15 protein-coding genes are annotated in these 18964 nt (G+C 63.9%); 7 read left to right on the top strand and 8 right to left on the bottom strand.

Going from position 1 to position 18964, the window contains the following annotated elements; genetic code table 11:
• Nucleotides 1-33 precede the first annotated feature (33 nt).
• On the top strand, nucleotides 34-2427 hold the full coding sequence (locus AC23D4_RS07290; RefSeq protein ID WP_472890446.1) for a DNA/RNA helicase domain-containing protein: 2394 nt from the start codon (nucleotides 34-36) through the stop codon (nucleotides 2425-2427).
• A gap of 154 nt (nucleotides 2428-2581) precedes the next feature.
• Entirely contained in the window at nucleotides 2582-3007 is a 426-nt protein-coding gene (locus AC23D4_RS07285; RefSeq protein WP_472890445.1) for a PPC domain-containing DNA-binding protein, read from the top strand.
• Between the two features lie 15 nt (nucleotides 3008-3022).
• Here AC23D4_RS07285 and AC23D4_RS07280 read toward each other — a convergent pair whose 3' ends face one another.
• Nucleotides 3023-3364, bottom strand: a complete 342-nt coding sequence (locus AC23D4_RS07280) for an oxidoreductase C-terminal domain-containing protein (protein WP_472890444.1) — start codon at nucleotides 3362-3364, stop codon at nucleotides 3023-3025.
• Between the two features lie 62 nt (nucleotides 3365-3426).
• On the opposite strand from AC23D4_RS07280, the gene AC23D4_RS07275 reads away from it, so the two are divergent.
• A protein-coding gene (locus tag AC23D4_RS07275) for an IS3 family transposase (protein WP_472887725.1) occupies nucleotides 3427-4514 on the top strand; the annotation gives its coding sequence in 2 pieces (ribosomal slippage) (nucleotides 3427-3679 and nucleotides 3679-4514; 1089 coding nt in all).
• A 5-nt stretch (nucleotides 4515-4519) separates the two neighbouring features.
• On the opposite strand, the gene AC23D4_RS07270 is transcribed toward AC23D4_RS07275, so the two are convergent.
• From AC23D4_RS07270 to AC23D4_RS07260, 3 genes are all read right to left on the bottom strand, one after another.
• Nucleotides 4520-5467, bottom strand: a complete 948-nt coding sequence (locus AC23D4_RS07270) for an NAD(P)/FAD-dependent oxidoreductase (RefSeq protein WP_472888013.1) — start codon at nucleotides 5465-5467, stop codon at nucleotides 4520-4522.
• Nucleotides 5464-5787, bottom strand: coding sequence for a 2Fe-2S iron-sulfur cluster-binding protein (locus AC23D4_RS07265; protein WP_472888014.1), 324 nt, complete (start codon nucleotides 5785-5787; stop codon nucleotides 5464-5466). The genes AC23D4_RS07270 and AC23D4_RS07265 overlap by 4 nt, the downstream gene beginning before the upstream one ends.
• A gap of 63 nt (nucleotides 5788-5850) precedes the next feature.
• Nucleotides 5851-7029: a cytochrome P450 gene (locus tag AC23D4_RS07260; protein ID WP_472888015.1), complete on the bottom strand. Its 1179-nt coding sequence runs from the start codon at nucleotides 7027-7029 to the stop codon at nucleotides 5851-5853.
• Between the two features lie 111 nt (nucleotides 7030-7140).
• Between AC23D4_RS07260 and AC23D4_RS07255 the strand changes: the two genes are divergently transcribed.
• Entirely contained in the window at nucleotides 7141-8079 is a 939-nt protein-coding gene (locus AC23D4_RS07255) for a helix-turn-helix domain-containing protein (RefSeq protein WP_472888016.1), read from the top strand.
• On the opposite strand, the gene AC23D4_RS07250 is transcribed toward AC23D4_RS07255, so the two are convergent.
• Nucleotides 8080-9003, bottom strand: coding sequence for a LysR family transcriptional regulator (locus AC23D4_RS07250; protein ID WP_472888017.1), 924 nt, complete (start codon nucleotides 9001-9003; stop codon nucleotides 8080-8082). It abuts the gene before it with no gap.
• Nucleotides 9004-9097: 94 nt separating this feature from the next.
• On the opposite strand from AC23D4_RS07250, the gene AC23D4_RS07245 reads away from it, so the two are divergent.
• Both AC23D4_RS07245 and AC23D4_RS07240 read left to right on the top strand, forming a co-directional pair.
• Entirely contained in the window at nucleotides 9098-9442 is a 345-nt protein-coding gene (locus AC23D4_RS07245; protein WP_472888018.1) for a protocatechuate 4,5-dioxygenase subunit alpha, read from the top strand.
• A gap of 16 nt (nucleotides 9443-9458) precedes the next feature.
• Nucleotides 9459-10307: a class III extradiol dioxygenase family protein gene (locus tag AC23D4_RS07240; protein WP_472888019.1), complete on the top strand. Its 849-nt coding sequence runs from the start codon at nucleotides 9459-9461 to the stop codon at nucleotides 10305-10307.
• Between the two features lie 394 nt (nucleotides 10308-10701).
• Here the strand turns inward: AC23D4_RS07240 and rpoD are convergent, their stop codons facing one another.
• Together rpoD and dnaG are read right to left on the bottom strand one after the other, a co-directional pair.
• Nucleotides 10702-13020, bottom strand: a complete 2319-nt coding sequence (rpoD, locus tag AC23D4_RS07235) for an RNA polymerase sigma factor RpoD (protein ID WP_472888020.1) — start codon at nucleotides 13018-13020, stop codon at nucleotides 10702-10704.
• 293 nt (nucleotides 13021-13313) lie between these two features.
• Complete coding sequence (gene dnaG / locus AC23D4_RS07230) at nucleotides 13314-15320, bottom strand: DNA primase (RefSeq protein ID WP_472888021.1); 2007 nt, start codon at nucleotides 15318-15320, stop codon at nucleotides 13314-13316.
• A gap of 44 nt (nucleotides 15321-15364) precedes the next feature.
• Between dnaG and AC23D4_RS07225 the strand changes: the two genes are divergently transcribed.
• Nucleotides 15365-17011 (top strand): acyl-CoA synthetase, encoded by a 1647-nt coding sequence (locus AC23D4_RS07225; protein ID WP_472888022.1) that lies wholly within the window; start codon nucleotides 15365-15367, stop codon nucleotides 17009-17011.
• Here AC23D4_RS07225 and AC23D4_RS07220 read toward each other — a convergent pair.
• Nucleotides 17008-18825, bottom strand: coding sequence for a gamma-glutamyltransferase family protein (locus AC23D4_RS07220; RefSeq protein WP_472888023.1), 1818 nt, complete (start codon nucleotides 18823-18825; stop codon nucleotides 17008-17010). The genes AC23D4_RS07225 and AC23D4_RS07220 overlap by 4 nt on opposite strands.
• Nucleotides 18826-18964 lie beyond the last annotated feature (139 nt).

Here is an 18964-nt window from a genome sequence, read left to right as displayed (position 1 = left end):
GTGATTGTTTATCAGGCAACGAAATCCAGGTTCTTGGAACAGGTCCACAGCACAGATATTGAGGAGATCGTCCGCGAAGCATTCATCAAGAAGCTAGGGCACAAGGTCGGCGCTGCGGAAGTCAGATCTTGGCAAGCTTCTCTGCGATCCATGGCCATTGTGCTCACGGATGACGATATTCCTGCGGATGCGGGCGTGGCCATTGAATACAACATTCCGCAGACAGGCAAGCGTGTGGATTTCATCCTGACTGGTTTGGATCAGGACAGGGCCCCTAAGGTCATCATCGTTGAACTTAAGCAGTGGGAAAAATCGCAGCGAACCGATAAGGACGGGATCGTGTCGACCTATGTTGGAGGTTCGAACAGGGAAGTCAGTCACCCGTCGTATCAGGCATGGTCTTACGCTGCGCTTCTCGAAGGTTTCAATGAGACCGTGTACTCAGGTAGCGTGGCTTTGCACCCCTGCGTATACCTTCACAACTACATCCCTGACAACGTCATTGCGCACGATTTTTATCACCCATACATAGAGCGGGCACCGGTCTTCCTGAAGGGACCTTCTGAGCGTACCAAGCTACGTGACTTCATCAAGCGCCATGTCAAGCACGGTGACAACGTCAATCTTTTGTACAAGATTGAAAACGGTCGTATTCGACCTTCAAAAATGTTAGCTGACAGCTTGCTTGGGATGCTCAGGGGACAAGCAGAGTTTGTTTTGCTTGACGACCAGAAGGTGGTGTATGAGAGCGCGATGGCGCAGGCTCGACAGGCCATCGCGAGTGACAAGAGGGTCCTTGTCGTTGAGGGCGGTCCAGGTACCGGGAAGTCCGTTTTGGCCATCAATTTGTTGGCAGCCTTGACCAAGGCCGGTCAAAACTGTCGCTATGTTTCGAAGAATGCTGCGCCGCGTGCGGTCTACGAAAGCAAATTGACCGGACATTTCCGTAAGACTCACATTTCCAATCTCTTTTCAGGTTCCGGTGCTTTCCTTGAAGCAGAGGAAAACGCTTTCGATACCTTGATCGTGGACGAGGCACACCGTCTCAATGAGAAGTCCGGACTATATGAGAATCGGGGTGAGAATCAGATCAAGGAAATCATCAATGCTACCAAGTGTGCAATATTTTTCGTGGACGAAGATCAGCGTGTCACCTTCAAGGACATAGGAGGCAAACAAGCCATTGAGCAGTGGTCAATAAAAGCGGGAGCGAAAGTTTCCAAAATGGAAATTGCCTCCCAGTTTCGATGCAATGGATCGGACGGGTATCTGGCTTGGCTCGACCATACGCTTGGAGTGCGCGTCACGGCCAACCCCTTGCTGGAGGCCAACTCCTTCGATTTCCAAGTCTTTGATTCCCCAGTTGAATTGCATGCTCGGATTGCTGAAAAAAACAAGACAAACAACAAGGCTAGGGTGGTGGCAGGCTACTGCTGGAATTGGGCTAGCAAGAAGGACCCATCCGCGTTTGACGTGATGATACCACAGCATGGCTTCAACAAACGTTGGAATCTGACCAAGGACGGAAGCCTGTGGATCGTAGCTCCAGAGTCGGTAGAAGAAATCGGTTGCATCCACACCTGCCAAGGGCTTGAGGTTGACTATATCGGCGTGATTGTTGGCGATGACTTTGTGGTCCGGGACGGACAAGTACGTTGCCAGCCCGAGAAACGATCGACTTCGGATAGATCGATCCGGGGTTGGAGGAGGATGATGAAGGAGGACGCTCAGAAGACCCGGAAGCATCTGGACTTGATCATCAAAAATACCTACCGGACTTTGATGACACGTGGAATGAAAGGCTGTTACGTCTACTGCACGGACCGGGAGACGACCGAATACTTTCGGTCTCGCATCTCTGCCGAAGCACACACTTCAGCAGTCGTACTTCAGCAATCGGTTCCCGCAGCCGACTCTAGATACTCGACCAATGTGCTGCCATTCAAACGACTGGAGCCCGGGCTGGTCAATCAGTACAAGAACGCAGTACCACTGGTGGATCTAAAACTGGCAGCAGGCATGTTCAGCGAAATGCAGTCATTTGACTCCCATGAGACTGCATGGGTAGAGTTGCCGAATATCTTCAGACCACAGCCGGGCTTGTTTGTAGCTCAAGTCGTTGGTGAATCCATGAATCGACGCATTCCAAATGGTGCTTGGTGTCTGTTTCGATTGAATCCACAAGGCAGTAGAGTGGGAAAAGTGGTGGTGGCACAGCACCGATCCATTGAAGATCCTGATCTGAGTGGCGCTTATACAGTCAAGGTGTATTCAAGCGAGAAGCGAGCGAGTGACGAGGGTGGGTGGACACATACGCGCGTGTCCTTAAGGCCGGATAGCGATGACCCCAGCTATCAAATCTTGGAAATTGATGAGAATACAAACGGCGAAGTAAGGATCGTTGCTGAGCTCATCGCCATCCTCTAAAAACAAGCCGATCAATATTCAAGGCATTCCCGAACAGTGAATGCAGCGCAGAACCTGTGTCCCGGCCTTGACCAAATTCATGTACTGCGGTTGTTCCAGTTTGCAAATGACCGATGCCAACCGGGCTGCGCCCGTGCCGATATACATTGAGCAAATGAAAACCCTCCCCCTCCGCCTCACCCCCGGCCAGGACTTGCGCGAAGCGCTCGAAGCCGCCGTGCGCGCACAAGGCTGCAAAGCTGCGTTCGTGCTCTCGGGCATCGGCAGTCTGGTGGATGCGCGCATCCGCTTCGCCGGGGCGGACGAGCCGCTGTGCATCTGCGGGGACTCGGAAATCCTGAGCCTGTCGGGCACGGTGGGTGTGGGGGCCGCGGGCGATGCCGGGCGAGGGCATTCGCATTTGTACATGGCCGTGGCGGCCGCCACGGGCGAGGTGTTCGGCGGCCACGTGGCGCCGGGTTGCCGGGTGCGAACCACGGTCGAAGTGTTGCTGGCCCTGCTGCCCGAATGGGCGTTCACGCGCGAGCCGGATGTCGCCACCGGCTACGCGGAGCTGGTGGTGAAGGCGCGCGAGGGTTGATCCTCGCGCGTTGGATCACTTCACCAGCAGACTCGCCAGATCAAATCCCACATCGCCCGCCTGCTCGCGCGTGGGTGAGACGCCGGCGTCGAGCAGCTTGCGCACCAGCAGGTGGTCTTTGCTGGCGTTGACACTGTCGGCGGCGATGAGTTGGTCGCCCTTGAAGTGGTAGACGGTGAACGTGCCGCCGGCCATGTCGCCGCGCACGGCCCAGCCGTCGGCGCCCATGGAGAGGCCGGCCATTTGCAGCTTCTTGTCGTACTGGTCGCTCCAGAACCAGGGCGTGGCGGTGAAGGGGCGCTCTTGCCCGAGCAGCGCGGCGGCGGCGCTCTTGCCCTGTTCGGTGGCGTTCTGCACCGGTAATCCCCCCGAAAAACCAAAGTTCCCAGAAGTAGAATTTTCCAAGAAGGAAGTTCTACGTGAAGAAGTCGAGATTTACCGACAGCCAGATCATGGCTGCCTTGAAGCGAGTTGAGGCCGGTCTGGCGGTGCCAGAGATCTGCCGGGAGGTGGGGATCAGTACCGCTACTTTTTACAAGTGGCGTGCCAAGTTCGGCGGTATGGACACCTCCATGATGGCCCGCATGAAGGAGCTTGAAGACGAGAACCGGCGCCTCAGGAAGATGTATCTGGAGGAGAAGCTCAAGGCTGAAATCGCCAACGAGTACCTCGCAAAAAAGTAACACGGCCATCTCGTCGGCGCGAGATGGCCAAGGAAGTCGTGCAGCAGCGTGCCGTCGCCATACGAGTCGCCTGTGCGGTGTTCTCGATCAGTGAATCCTGCTACCGCTACGAGTGCAAACAAAACGCCGAGAACGAGGAGATTGCCAACTGGCTGATGCGCCTGACGGACAACCACCGCAACTGGGGATTCGGCCTGTGCTACCTGTACCTGCGCAACGTGAAGAATTTTGGCTGGAACCACAAACGGGTCTACCGCATTTACCGCGAGCTGGAGCTCAACCTGCGCATCAAGCCACGCAAGCGGCTGATGCGGGAGAAGCCGCAACCATTGGCCGTGCCGCAGGCTATCAATCAGGTCTGGTCCATGGACTTCATGCACGACAGGCTGGAGGACGGCAGGAATCTGCGCTTGTTCAACGTGATCGACGACTTCAACCGTGAGGCGCTTGGCATTGAGGTGGACTTCTCGCTGCCCAGTGAGCGGGTGATCCGGGCGCTGAAGCAGATCATTGCCTGGCGAGGCAAGCCGCTGGTGATTCGTTGCGACAACGGGCCGGAGAACATCAGCGGCACCATTCAGAACTGGGCCAGTGAATGGGGCATCCAGATCGAATACATCCAGCCTGGTAAGCCGCAGCAAAACGCCTACGTTGAGCGGTTCAACCGGACGGTGCGATACGAATGGTTATCCCAGTATCACTGGTCAAGCCTTGAAGAGGTTCAGGACTTCGCCACGCAATGGATGTGGTCCTACAATCACGACCGCCCGAACATGGCCCTGGGCGGATTCACCCCAAAGCAGCATCTGGCCATGGCTGCATAACCGTTCTACTTCTGCGGACTGTGGAAATTGGGGGGATTACCCACCGATTCGAGCCGCAGCAGGTTGCCGTCGGCCAGACGGCGCGCGGTGCAGTCGCCGGCGGCCACGATGAGCGGGTCGCTGGTGCGGCCGCAGGCGTCGACCACGATGCCGCGGTCGCAGGCGAGCCCGGCGGCCTGGGCCAGCTGGTCGTTGGCGCTGACGCCGATGCCGACCACCACGAGGCCTGCGGGCATGACGCTGCCGTCGGCCAGCTTCACCCCGCTGACCGCGCCGTCGGCGCCGGTCTCGAGGGCTGCGACCTGCGCGCCCAGCAGCAGCTGCACGCCGTGGCCGCGGTGCAGCTCGGCGTACCAGTCGCTCAGCACCGGTGCGAGCACGCGGCCGAGCAGGCGCGGCGCGGCTTCGAGCACGGTGACTTCCAGTCCCTTCTTGCGCGCGGTGGCCGCCACTTCGAGGCCGATGAAACCGCCGCCGATGACAACCACCGGGCGCTGCTGCGTAATGCACGCGGCCAGGCGGTCGGCGATGGCGCTGGCGTCGTCGCGTGTGCGCAGGGGCAGCAAACCGGGCGCGTCGCCGCCGGGCAGGGGCAGGGCGCGCGGCGTGCTGCCGGTGGCGAGCACGAGGCCGGTGTAGGGCAGGGCGCTGCCGTCGCCGAGGATCACGGTCTGGTCGCTGCGGTCGATGGCCTTGACGGTGACGCCGGTGCGCAGCGCGATGTTCTTGCGCGCCAGCATCTCGGGCGCGCGCATCACCAACTGGGCCGCTTCGATCTCGCCGGCCATCCAGGCTTTGGAGAGCGGCGGGCGGTGGTAGGGTCCGTGGGGTTCGTCGCCCAGCAGGGTGATGGGGCCTTCGAAGCCACCGGTGCGCAGGGCTTCGGCGGTCATCACGCCGGCCTGGCCCGCGCCGATGATGACGATGCCGGCCGCGCTGGTTTCGGCGCTCATTCCTGGCACTCCGGCAGGTGCACCACGGCGCCTTCCAGCGCGGGGCCGGCCTTGATCTGGCAGGCCAGGCGGCTGTTGGGGCGGCGCTCGGCCACCACGTTCTCCAGCATGTCCAGCTCGCCCTGCGAAGGCGCGGGCAGCACGCCGGCCAGCAGCTCGTCCACGTAGCAATGGCAGGTGGCGCAGGCGCAGGAGCCACCGCATTCGCCGACGATGCCGTCCACGCCGTTGGCGGTCGCGCCCTGCATCAGGCTCCAGCCGTCGGCGAGGTTGAGGGTGGTGGTCTGGCCGCTGGCCTCGATGAAGGTGATGTTTGCCATGGTGTCTCCAGAATGTAAAAAGCGCTGCCCGGTTGCAGGCAGCGCGATGGTAGTGGCAACGCCTTAAGCGGCTCTGAGTTCGAGCACCAGCGGGCTGCGGAAGGTGCTGGAGGGCATCCACGGCAACTGGTCGGCCACGCGGCTGTAGTCGGGCACCACCTTGTGGAACTCGTCGAAGGCGATCTTCACCGCCAGGCGCGCGATGGCCGTGCCCAAGCAGGCGTGCACGCCGCCGCCAAAGCCGAGGTGGCCACGCGGCTTGCGGGTGATGTCGTACACGTCGGGGTTGGGGTACTGGCGTTCGTCGCGGTTGCCGCTGCCGTAGGCCAGGCAGACGAAGTCGCCTTCCTTCATGGTCTGGCCGTGGATGTTCACGTCTTTCATCAGGCGTCGGCGGAAGCGTTGGGCCGAGGTGTTGAAGCGCAGGCTTTCTTCGATCGCGTCGGGCAGCAGCTCGGGGTTGGCCACCACGGCTTTGCGGGCTTCGTCGTAGGTGGCGAGGTTGTAGGCGAACATCATCATGAAGCCGCCGAGCGATTCGACGCCGGCCATGATCAGCGTGGTGGTGGTCAGCAACACCTCGCGGTCGTCCAGCCGGTCGCCGTCGATCTCGGCCAGCGCGAAGTTGCTGATCAGGTCGTTGCGCGGTTCGGCGCGGCGCATCGCGATCACCTTGCTGGCGTACTCCTGCATCCAGTTGTAGGCGGCGATGTGCTCCGGGCCCTTGGCGCGGGTGCGGGCGTCGCTCTGCACCATCAACACAGCGTTGTCGCGCACGATCTGTTCGTCCACGATGGCCTCGTCGCCCATGGGCAGGCCAAGCGCTGCCATCAGCACCTTGACGGTGAACTGCGACGAAACTTCCTTGAAGTCGAACTGCTTCGTGCCTTTCAACTGGCCGAACACCTGCTTCGCCACATCGCGGATGGGCTCTTCCAGCGCGAGCAGGTTGCGCTTCATGAACGCGTGCTGGATCAGGCCGCGCAGGCGGTCGTGCTTGGGTGGGTCGGAGCTGCCGAGCGTGGCGCCGGCGCGGCCGGGCAGCTCGGTCATGAGGTTGCCGCTGGCGCTGGAGTAGGTCTGCCAGTCCTGGCCGGCGGAGACGATGTCGGCGTAGCGCGAGAGGATCCACATCTGGGCTTCTTCGCTCCAGAAGCAGGGCGCCTCGTCGCGCAGTTGCTTGTAATAAGGGAAGGGGTCGGCGTCAACGGCCGGCGAATAAGGGTCGAAATGGAAGCTCATGGCGCTGTCTCCTGTGGGTGGAATCCGGTACGGACTGTAGGCCTCCCGGCTCGTATTGGCACTGCACTTAGCAGGGATAATTCTTGTACTTTTGAATCAAGGTGTTCCGCCATGCCTCAAACGAACGACACCCCGCCACGCACCCGGCCCTCGCGCGGCCAGCCCGTGGCCATCCCGCGTTTTGCGCTCTACGGCGAGGCCGCGGCGCCCGGCCAGGACATGCTGCACATCGAGTCGGTGGCGTCGCGCAGCCGGCTCTACCACTGGGAGATCGAGCCCCATGTGCACCAGGGCCTGTACCAGATCCTCTGGCTGCAAGGAGGTTCGGCCGAGGTGGTGCTGGATGAATGGCGCGCCTCGGTGGCCGGGCCGGCCGCCATCGTGGTGCCGCCGGGGGTGGTGCACGGCTTCGTTTTTGCACCCGAAACCGATGGCTGCGTGCTCACGCTCAGCGCGCGTTTTCTGGTGGAGGGTGAGTTCCAGGCCGTGGGGGAGGCGTTCCAGGCACTTTTCTCGGCGCCGGGGGTCTTGCATTTTTCGCCCGACGATGGCGAGGTCCAGCGCCTGAGCGTGCAGCTCGGGGAGCTGGCTGCCGAGTTCGCCTTGCCCGGCTCGGCCGACGCGCCGGTGGTGCAGTGGCTGGCGCGGGCCGTGGTCTGGCGCCTGGCCCGCGCGAGCGAGCAGGGCCAGCGCGAGGGCGGCGAGCGCGCCCACCAGCACCAGGCGCTGTTCACGCGCTTCCTGCTGCTGGTGGAGCAGCATTTTCTGGAGCACTGGCCGCTGGAGCGCTACGCCTCGCGCCTGGGGCTGTCCACACAGCGGCTCAACCGCCTGGCGCGCGCGGGCAGCGGGCGCAGCGCGCTGGAGCTGGTGCACGAGCGCCTCACGCGCGAGGCCTGCCGGCGGCTGGTGTACATCGCCGCGCCCGCGGCCAGCCTGGCGCTGGAACTGGGCTTTGAGGACCCGGCCTACTTTTCCCGTTTTTTCAAGCGCCGCACCGGTCTGAGCCCACAGCGCTGGCGCGAGGCGCAGCGCCCGCCAGTGACGTGATCAGCGCGCATTGTTTTGTGACCTGGCCGCCGCGCCTGGCGCCAGCGCGTCGAGCCGTTCGCGCAGCCAGCGGTGGGCGGCGTCGTCCTGGTGTCGCCGGTGCCAGATCATGTACATCGGCAGCGTGGGGCAGGGCGTCGGCACTTCTGCCCGGGCGAATTCGCGCATGAAACTGTCGTGCAGCAGGGCCGGCGCCGTGGCCAGCAGCGGGCTGCCGCGCAGGAACGCGGGCAGGCCGCCGAAGCCCGGCACCATGACGACAAAACGCCGGTGGATACCCTGCGCGGCGAGCGTGCGGTCCAGGTAGATCGTGCGTTTCGGTTCGTAGACCACGGTGACGTGATCGGCGGCGAGGTATTCGGCCAGCGTGGCCGGCGCCTCGCGCACCGTCGCATCAAAGTAGACGCAGTAGCGGTCTTCAAAGATGCGTTTCTGCACGATGTCGCTGCCTTCGGGTGGGCGCGGACTGATGGCGATGTCGCACACGCCGTCGCGCAGCATCTCCAGGCTGGGGATGTCCGACGGGATGATGCGCAGCACCACGCCGGGCGCCTGTTCGCGCAGCACCTGCGCCAGTGCGGGCAGCAGCACGTCGCGCTGGAAGTCGTTGGCGGCGATGGTGACCGTGCTCTGCCAGCGCGCGGGGTCGAACGCGCCCGTGTGGGCAAAGCCCTGCAACTGGCGCAGCAGTTCACGCGCCTGCACGGCCAGATCGCCTGCACGCGCGGTGGCCACGATGCCGCGCCCGCTCTTCACGAACAGCGCGTCGCCGGTGATGCTGCGCAGCTTGTCGAGCTGGTGGCTGACGGCCGACTGCGTGACCCCCAGCGACTGCGCTGCGCGGGTGACGCTACCGGCCTCCACCACCGTCACCAGCAGTTGCAGCAGGCGGGCATCCAGGTCCGACCAATCGAATTTGCTCATCGGTCATATGATCATTCATCGGTTTATCTTTGGCAATGGGTTGGGAATACTGGCGGCTTGACCCAAGTCAATCCACCCCACGCAGGAGACGAATGTGAGCAAAACGATTCCCGGCACCACACCGTTTGACGGCAGTGCGGCACAGAAGGGCTATGCCCTGAACAAGATGTGCTTCTCGTTCAATGACAAGGCCAACCGCGACGCCTTCGTGGCCGATCCCGAGGCTTTCATGCAGCAGTACGGCCTGAACGAGGAACAGGCCGGGGCCATCCGCTCCAAGCAGGTGCTGGCCCTGATCGCGGCCGGCGGCAACGCCTACTACCTGGCCAAGTTCGCCGGCATCTTCGGCCTGGACATGCAGGACATCGGCGCGCAGCAGACCGGCATGAGCAAGGACGAGTTCAAGGCCAAGCTCGTCGCGGCCAACGAGCAGTGTTGAACACAGGAGAACAGACATGGCACAACTCATCGGTGGCCTGGCCACATCGCACATCCCCGCCATCGGCGGCGCCATCCACAAGGGCCTGCAGAACGAGCCCTACTGGAAACCTTTCTTCGACGGCTTCCCGCCGATTCACGACTGGCTGGGCAAGGTCAAGCCCGATGTGGTGGTGGTGTTCTACAACGACCACGGCCTGAACTTTTTCCTCGACAAGATGCCGACCTTCGCGGTGGGCGCCGCTGCCACCTACAGCAACGCCGACGAAGGCTGGGGCATTCCCACGAGCAAACCCGTGGCAGGTTGCCCGGAGCTGTCGTGGCACATCATCAACCAGCTGATCGCGAAAGAGTTCGACATCGTGACCTGCCAGGAGATGCTGGTGGACCACGCCTGCACGCTGCCGCTCAAGCTGTTCTGGCCCGAGCACGAGGTGGCGCCGGTGCAGATCGTGCCGATCGACATCAACACGGTGCAGTTCCCGTTGCCGACGGCCAAGCGGGTCTACAAGCTGGGCAAGGCGGTGGGTGAGGCGATCCAGAGCTGGGACAGCGACAAGCGCGTGGCGGTGATGGCCACGGGCGGTCTGTCGCACCAGCTGGACGGTGAGCGCGCGGGCTTCATCAACAAGAAGTTCGACCTGCAGTTCCTGGACAGCATGGAAACGAACCCCGAGTGGGCAACGCAGTTCAGCGATCTGGAGTTGGTGGAGAAGGCGGGCACGCAGGGCGTGGAGCTGCTGATGTGGCTGGCGATGCGCGCGGCGCTGACGGCCGGTGGTTCGGGTGTGCGCAAGGTGCACAGCAATTACCACATCCCGATTTCGAACACCGCTACCGGGGTGTTGGCGCTGGAGACGGTTTGAAGTTGTTCTTGTCGTGATTCGAGGGAGGGAGCCTTTGGCTCCCTTTTTTTCGTGCCTGCATGGTTGGTGGGTTCGAAACAGCCGGGCGCTCTGCGCCGCTCATGTCCCCCGGCGGCGTTCCGCCGCCTCCTCCTTTACTTCGCTATGCAGAACACCCGACTGCTTCGAACCAGACACGTTGCTGGCTCGCCACCGCAGGCGCGCCCACACGGCATCAGTGCATGGAGCGTCGGGTGCTTGACGCAGCGAAGTAAAGGAGGAGGAACGGGCGCAGCCCGTTCCGGGGGACATGAGCGGAGTTAAGTACCCGGCGCTCCATGCACCCGCCAACCAGGCAGGCAAAAAAAAAGGGAGCCAAAGGCTCCCTCTACAGGCAAGTCAGAAAGACCGCCGATTACATCGAATCGATGAAGCTGCGCAGCTTGTCCGAGCGGCTCGGGTGCTTGAGCTTGCGCACCGCCTTGGACTCGATCTGACGGATGCGCTCGCGCGTCACGTCGAACTGCTTGCCCACTTCTTCCAGCGTGTGGTCGGTCGACATCTCGATGCCGAAACGCATGCGCAACACCTTGGCTTCGCGCGGTGTCAGGCTGTCGAGGATTTCCTTGACCACGTCGCGCAGACCGGCCTGCATCGCAGCCTCGATCGGCGCGGTGTTCGCCTGGTCTTCGATGAAATCGCCCAGGTGCGAATCGTCGTCGTCACCGATGGGTGTTTCCATCGAGATCGGCTCTTTCGCGATCTTCATGATCTTGCGGATCTTGTCTTCCGGCATCTCCATCTTCTCGGCCAGGATGGACGCATCGGGTTCAAAACCGTGCTCCTGCAAATGCTGGCGGCTGATGCGGTTCATCTTGTTGATCGTCTCGATCATGTGCACCGGGATGCGGATCGTGCGCGCCTGGTCGGCGATCGAGCGCGTGATCGCCTGGCGGATCCACCAGGTGGCATACGTCGAGAACTTGTAGCCGCGGCGGTATTCGAATTTGTCCACCGCCTTCATCAGGCCGATGTTGCCTTCCTGGATCAGGTCCAGGAATTGCAGGCCACGGTTGGTGTACTTCTTCGCGATCGAGATCACGAGACGCAGGTTGGCCTCGATCATTTCCTTCTTCGCGTCGCGCGAGGTCGATTCGCCCGAGTTCATCCGCTTGTGGATGTCTTTCAGGTGCGCCAGCGGCACGACCACGCTGCTCTGGATGTTCATCAAACCGGTCTGCAGTTCCTGCACCGGCGGGATGTTGCGCTGCATGATCACGCTCCAGGGCTTGCCGGCAGCGGCCTGCTTTTCAACCCACTTCAGGTTCAGCAGGTTGGCCGGGAAGTCGGCGATGAATTTGTCCTGCGGCATGCCGCACTTGTCCACGATGATGCGGCGCAGTTCGCGCTCTTTCTTGCGCACTTCATCGACCTGGTTGCGCATCGTGCTGCACAGCTTTTCGATCGCCTTGGCGGTGAAGCGGATCGACATCAGCGTCTCGGTGATGGCGAGCTGCGTCTTCAGGTAGGTCGGCGTGCCGTAACCTTCCTTGTCGTAGGTCTTGTGCAGTTTCTCGAACTGGCCGCGCAGGGTGTCGAAGCGGGTCAGCGCTTCGCGCTTGAGTTCTTCGAGCTTGCGGGTGAGGGCCTTGGAGCCGCCCTTGCCGTCGTCGTCATCGGCTTCATCGTAGTCGTCGAAGTCCTCTTCGGCCACGTAATCGTCGGCCGCATCGGCGTCGGCAAAACCGTCGACCACGGTGGAGATCACGACCTTGCCTTCGCGGATGTCCTCGGCCATGGCCAGGATGTCGGCGATGGTGGCGGGCGATTCGGAAATCGCGGCCATCATGTCGTTCAGGCCACCCTCGATGCGCTTGGCGATTTCAATTTCGCCTTCGCGCGTCAGCAGCTCGACCGTGCCCATTTCACGCATGTACATGCGCACCGGGTCGGTGGTGCGGCCGAACTCGCTGTCCACCGTGGACAGGGCGGCTTCGGCTTCTTCTTCGGCTTCTTCTTCGGTCGCGGCGGTGGGGCCGGTGTTGTTCAGCAGCAGGGTTTCGGCGTCGGGCGTCTGTTCGTAGACGGCCACACCCATGTCGTTGAGCAGCGAGACCACGACTTCCAGCGTCTCGGCCTCGACCAGCTTGTCGGGCAGGTGGTCGTTGATTTCGCCGTGCGTCAGATAGCCGCGGGTCTTGCCCAGCTTGATCAGGGTCTTCAGGCGCTCGCGGCGGTTCTTGGCTTCTTCTTCGGACAGGACGGTTTCATCCAGACCGAATTCCTTCATCAGCGCGCGCTCCTTGGCCTTGCTGATCTTCATGCGCAGCGGCTTGACCTTCTCGACCGGCTGAGCGGTGGCGTCGACCACTTCGGTCTCGGCTTCGACTTCACCGGTCAGGTCGTCTTCGATGTCGCTCAGGTCGGCGTCATCCAGATCGGCGCCTTCTTTGGCCCCCGCCTTGGGCTTGCGGCCCCGCTTGGCAGCGGGTTTGCCGGCCGGAGCGGCTTTGGCCGGTCGGCCCGCCTTTTTCTTCGACTCGGCGCTCGCGTCGACAACGTCGAGCTCGTCGTCGGCGGTCTTGCGGGCGGGGGGTTTGGCAGCGGGTTTTACAGGCATCTTGGCGGTCACTGAGGGTTTCTTGGGCGCTTCGGGAGCGGCTGGGCCGGCTTTGGCCTTGGTGGCTGTTTTTGTGCTGGACTGGACAGGCGTACTGGACTTCTTCGCAGGCATGAGGACCTCAAAAAAAATGGCAGAGACAGGACCGGCAGAACTCACAAAAATCGCCAAAAGGTCGCCGCAGGCGGTCACTCCGGTGGTTTTTGTCGGGCACTACGCCCACCTTTCGCCGGAAAGGGCGGGCCTGCAAGCTGTGTGGGCGAACATTTGGTGTGCAGCCCTTGCGGGTTTCCGTCAGGACCGTGGGGTCGCTGTGGTGGCCAGGAAAAGGTTCCGAGTCGCCCCTGTGCTGGGGTCAGGCCTGTGCCGGAGGTGCTGCTGTCGCGCTTGCGGTGCAAAACCCTAGATTATACCGGTGGGCCGCTTTTCAAGGCCTTGATGCGCTCGTTGACCCTTTTGTAGTCTTCATACGCCGTGGCATCGCCCTGCTGTACCCGGGCCGCCAGCAGGCCTGCCAAGGCCTCCAGTGCGTCACCGCGCAGGCGGTCCATCACGTCGGCCAACTCGGCCAGCTCCAGCGCCGAGTCGGCGCCCATGGTGGCCTGCTCCACCTGGCCGCAGGCAAAAGCTTCGTGTTCACCACCCCGCAGGGCCTCGCGCAGGGCCGCCCAGGGCTGGGGACCGTGTTCGTGCAACTGCGCTTCGAGCCAGGCGAACACCGGCCCATGGGGCGCCGGCAGGTGCGCGAGCATGGCGTGGTCGTCCGCGGACAGCGTGTCCCAGGCCTGGGCATTGGCCAGCAGCAGGCCCACGGCCCGGTCGGCCCGGCTGCCGCCCGCGCGGCGCTGGCCGAGCATGCGCGGCGGCGGGGGCGGACCTTTGCGCCACTTGCCATAGCCCTTGTTGCCGTAGGTGCCTTTGCCGTAGCCGCTGCTCGCGCCGCCGCCGTAAGTGCCTCCGCCTGATGGGCTGAATGACTGGGTGTAGCCGCCTCCCGTGTGGTCCCCGTGGTCCTGGGTGTGGCTGCCACCGTCATAGGCGTGCGCTGGGGACGCCAAGGACTCGTGGTTCGACGGGCGCTGGGCGCGCGCGCCGCCACCGGTCTGTTGCCAGAGCTGCAGCAGGTCGGCACTGCCGATGCCGATGCTGTTGGCCAGCTCGGTGATCAGCTGGCGCTTGAGTGCGCCGTCGGGCAGGGCGCTCCACAGCGGGCGCGCCTGACTCGCCATGCGGGCGCGGCCTTCGGCGCTGGTCAGGTCGCAGTCGGCGCTCGCGGCGTCGATGAGGAAGCGCGAGAGCGGTACGGCGTCCTTCACGCATTGTGCAAACGCTTCTTCGCCGTTAGCGCGGATGAAGCTGTCCGGGTCGTGCTCGGCGGGCAGGAAGAGGAACTTGACGCTGCGCGTGTCGGTGGCCAGAGGCAGGGCGGCATCCAGCGCCTTGCGGGCCGCGCGCCGGCCGGCGCCGTCGCCATCGAAGCTGAAGACCACGCTGTCGGTGAAGCGGAAGAGTTTCTGCACGTGGTCCGGCGTGCAGGCCGTGCCGAGCGTGGCGACGGCGTTGGCAAAGCCGAGCTGGGCCAGAGCCACCACGTCCATGTAGCCCTCGGTGACCAGCGCGTAGCCTGCCACGCGGATGGCGGTGCGCGCCTCGAACAGGCCGTAGAGCTCGCGGCCCTTGCTGAACACCGGCGTCTCGGGCGAGTTCAGGTACTTGGGTTCGCCCTTGTCGAGCACGCGCCCGCCAAAGCCGATGAATTCGCCCTTGACGTTGCGGATCGGGAACATGATGCGGTCGCGGAAGCGGTCGTAGCGCTTGGCTTCGCCGTCCTGGCCTAATTCATCCTCGTGCACGATCACCATGCCGGACTCGACCAGCAGCGCATCCGTGTAGTCCGGGAACACGCTGGCCAGGCTGCGCCAGCCTTCGGGCGCGTAGCCCAGGCCGAAGGTCCTGGCGATCTCGCCCGAGAGACCGCGGCCTTTGAGGTAATCCACGGCGCGCGGCGAGGCCTTGAGCTGCTTCATGTAGGCGTGTGCGGCCTTCTCCAGCACATCGTTGAGCGTCACCTGCTTCTGGCGCTGCAACGCTGCGCGCTCGCGGTCTTGCGGTGAGGCGTCGTCCTCGGGTACCTGCAGACCCGCCTGCTGGGCCAGGTCTTTCACCGCCTCGATGAAGCTCATGCCGGCGTGTTCCATCAGGAAGCCGATGGCGTTGCCGTTGGCGCCGCAGCCGAAGCAGTGGTAGAACTGCTTGGTCGGGCTGACGCTGAACGACGGCGATTTTTCGCCGTGGAACGGACACAGCCCCATCAGGTTGGCTCCGCCTTTTTTCAGCTGGACGTAGCGGCCCACCACGTCGACCACGTCGACACGGTTGAGCAGTTCCTGGATGAAGGTTTGCGGTATGGCCACCTGGCTATTCTCCCCCACGCGACAAGAACGACAGGAGACACCACATGACCAGTATCTACGACCAGGACCTGCCCCGCAACGAGGCCAACTACGCTCCCATCTCGCCGCTGTCGTTCATCGAGCGCACCGCCGAGGTCTACCCGGACCGGCTGGCCATCGTGCACGGTGCGCTGCGCCAGACCTGGGGTCAGACCTATGCCCGCTGCCGCCAGTTGGCCAGCGCCCTGCAGCGCGCCGGCATCGGCAAGAACGACACGGTGGCGGCGATGCTGCCCAACACCCCGCCGATGGTGGAGGCGCACTTTGGCGTGCCCATGGCCGGTGCGGTGCTCAACGCGCTCAACACCCGGCTTGACCCGGAAGCGATTGCTTTCATGCTGGACCACGGCGAGGCCAAGGTCGTGATCGTGGACCCGGAGTTTGCGGGCACCCTGCGCAAGGCGCTGGCGCTGCGGCAGCACAAATCGCCCTTGCTGGTGGTCAACGTGGAAGATGCCCTCTTCACCGGTGAGACGCAGCCCGTGGGCAGCACCACCTATGAAAGCTTCCTGGATGGCGGCGACCCGGCTTTTGCCTGGAGCCTGCCCGCCGACGAGTGGGACGCCATCGCGCTCAACTACACCAGCGGCACCACCGGCAACCCCAAGGGCGTGGTCTACCACCACCGCGGCGCCGCCATGAACGCGATCAGCAATGTGCTGGAGTGGGACATGCCCAAGCACGCCGTCTACCTCTGGACGCTGCCCATGTTCCACTGCAACGGCTGGTGTTTCCCTTGGACGCTGGCGGCGCGCGCGGGTGTCAACGTGTGCCTGCGCCGGGTGGACCCGCAGGCCATCTTCGACGCCATGCGCGAGCACGGCGTGACGCACTATTGCGGCGCACCCATCGTGCACGGCCTGCTGGTCAACGCGCCCGCGGCGATGAAAGTTGGCTTGCCGGCCGGCGTGAAGGCCATGGTGGCGGGCGCAGCGCCACCGGCTTCGATGATCGAAGGCATGGAGCAGATGGGTTTTGACCTGACCCATGTGTACGGGCTGACCGAGGTCTACGGCCCGGCCACGGTCTGCGCCAAACACGCTGCCTGGGACGATCTGGACATCGGTGAACGCGCCCGGCTCAACGCGCGCCAGGGTGTGCGATACCACCTGCAGCGCGACGTGCGCGTGCTGAACCCGGAAACCATGAAACCCGTGCCGCAGGACGGCGAGACCATGGGCGAGATCATGTTCAAGGGCAACATCACCATGAAGGGTTATCTGAAGAACCCGACGACGACGCAGGAGGCCTTTGCCGGCGGCTGGTTTCACAGCGGTGACCTGGCGGTGCAGTACCCCGACGGCTATTTCAAGATCAAGGACCGCAGCAAGGACATCATCATTTCGGGTGGCGAGAACATCTCGTCGATCGAGGTGGAAGATGTGCTCTACCGCCACCCCGACGTGCTGGCTGCCGCGGTCGTTGCGCGGCCCGATCCGAAGTGGGGCGAGACGCCGTGTGCCTTCGTGGAACTCAAGTTCGGTGTGCACACCACGCCCGAAGAGATCGTGACCCACTGCAAGAAACACCTGGCGGGGTTCAAGGTGCCACGGTTCGTGGTGTTCGGTGAACTGCCGAAAACCAGCACGGGAAAAATTCAGAAGTTCGAGCTGCGCAAGCGCGCCGGCTCTGCCGAAGCCATCGACGTCTAGTCGCCTGCGACGATGCCCTCGCGCCGCGGGTCGGCGCCACCCAGCCACACCACCTGACCGTTTTTCATGCCGCGCTGGATCGCCTGCAGACCGCTGGGCATGGGTGTTTCGCTCACCGTGTGGCCGCGTTGCTGCAGGGACTGCACGGTGGCGGGAGGGAAGCGGCCGGTTTCGAGCATCAAGGGGCCGCCCAGCGTGCCGAAGTTGGGCAGGTCGATCGCGGCCTGCGGGCTCAGGCCCCACTGCAGTGCGCCCAGCAGGGTCTTGGCCGTGAAGTGGATGATGAGCGCGCCACCCGGGCTGCCGGTGCTCATGAGCAACTGACCGCTGTCGCGGTCGAACACCAGCGTGGGCGACATGGACGAACGCGGCCGCTTGCCGGGCTCGACGCGGTTGGCCACTGGCCGGCCCTGCGCGTCGGCGGGCGCGAAGCTGAAATCGGTCAGCTCGTTGTTGAGCAGAAAACCCCCAGGGCGCGAGGGGTCGGTGCTCACCATCAGCCTGGCGCCGAAGCCGGCTTCGATGGTGGAGGTCATGGCCAGCGCGTTGCCAAACCGGTCGACGATGCTGATGTGGCTGGTGCCGTACTCGGCTTGTTCCGGCATGGGCGCCCAGGCGCTGGCGCTGCCGCCGGGCTGGCCCGGGGCAGCTTGCGGCGCGCGGGCGGGCGTGATCAGGCGGGCTCGTTCGTCGAGGTAGCGGGCGTCGAGCAGGCTCCCCCAGCGTCCGGCCGGTGGTGCCACGAAATCGGGGTCGGCCAGGTACAACGCGCGGTCGGCGAACGCCAGGCGGGACGCCTCGGCGTAGGTGTGCAGCCAGTCGGGGCCGGGCAGGCCACCCGACAGCGCCGCATCGGCTTGCGGCGTGCGCGCGAGCAGGCCGAGGATCTGTCCGATGGCGATGGCCCCCGAACTCGGCGGCGGGAAGCCGCAGATGCGCAGCGCGCGTTGTGCGGCCTTGTGGTCGAAGCACTGGGCTTCCCGCTCCTTGGGCCGGTACGCCTTGAGGTCGTCCAGGCTGAGCCGACCGGGGTTGCCCGGGTGCTGCTGCACTTTTGCGACCAGCGCCCGTGCCACCGGGCCTTCGTGCAGAGCCAACGGTCCGACGGCGGCGATGTCGCGCAGCACCTGAGCCAGCTCGGGATTGCGCAGCACATGGCCCACCGGGTGCGGCTGGCCATCGCGCTGGTAGAAGTAGGCCGCGGCCACTGGATCCTGCTTCAGCGCGCTTTCAGCCTGCAGCAGCGTGTGCAGCCGCGGGCTGACCGGGAAACCCTGATCGGCCAGCCGGATGGCGGGATCGAACAACCGGGCCCAGGGCAGCCGGCCGTGCTGCTTGTGGGCCAGCGCCAGCATGGCCACGGTACCGGGCACCCCTACCGAACGGCCGCCGACCACGGCCTGCATGAAGGGCAGGGGTTGGCCATCGTCCGCGAGAAACAGCTCTTCCGTGGCTGCGGCCGGCGCCGTCTCGCGCCCGTCAAAGGCCTGGACACGTTGACCATCGTGGTGCAGCAGGAAGGCGCCACCGCCGATGCCGCTGGACTGCGGCTCCACCAGGGTCAACACCATCTGCACGGCGATGGCCGCGTCCACGGCACTGCCACCGGCGCGCAGGATGTGCACGCCGGCTTCGGTGGCCAGGGGGTTGGCGGCCGCCACGGCGTGCTGGTGCAGCGTCCAGCCCGGCTTGGGCGCCGTGCCCGACGCGCCTTCGGGCTGTACCGCCGGGCTGGTGGGCGCAGACACCGCGGCGCTGTCGTGAGCGGTGGGCACGGCGCAGGCCGCCAGCAACAGGCTCAGTGTGATCAGCATCGCCGGCAAGGGGCATGTGACCGTTCGAAGAAGGCCTTTTGTGCGTTCTGTCATGCTGGGGGGGGTTTAGGGGGCGCGCTGGTGCGCAGCTTGCCGAAGATCAGGCAACAATAAGAATGATCGTGCTATTTTGAGTCCT

Source organism: Hydrogenophaga sp. L76 (assembly GCF_057654755.1).
The sequence above is the reverse complement of the archived record's forward strand: the minus strand, read 5'-3'. Positions and strand labels throughout refer to the sequence as shown.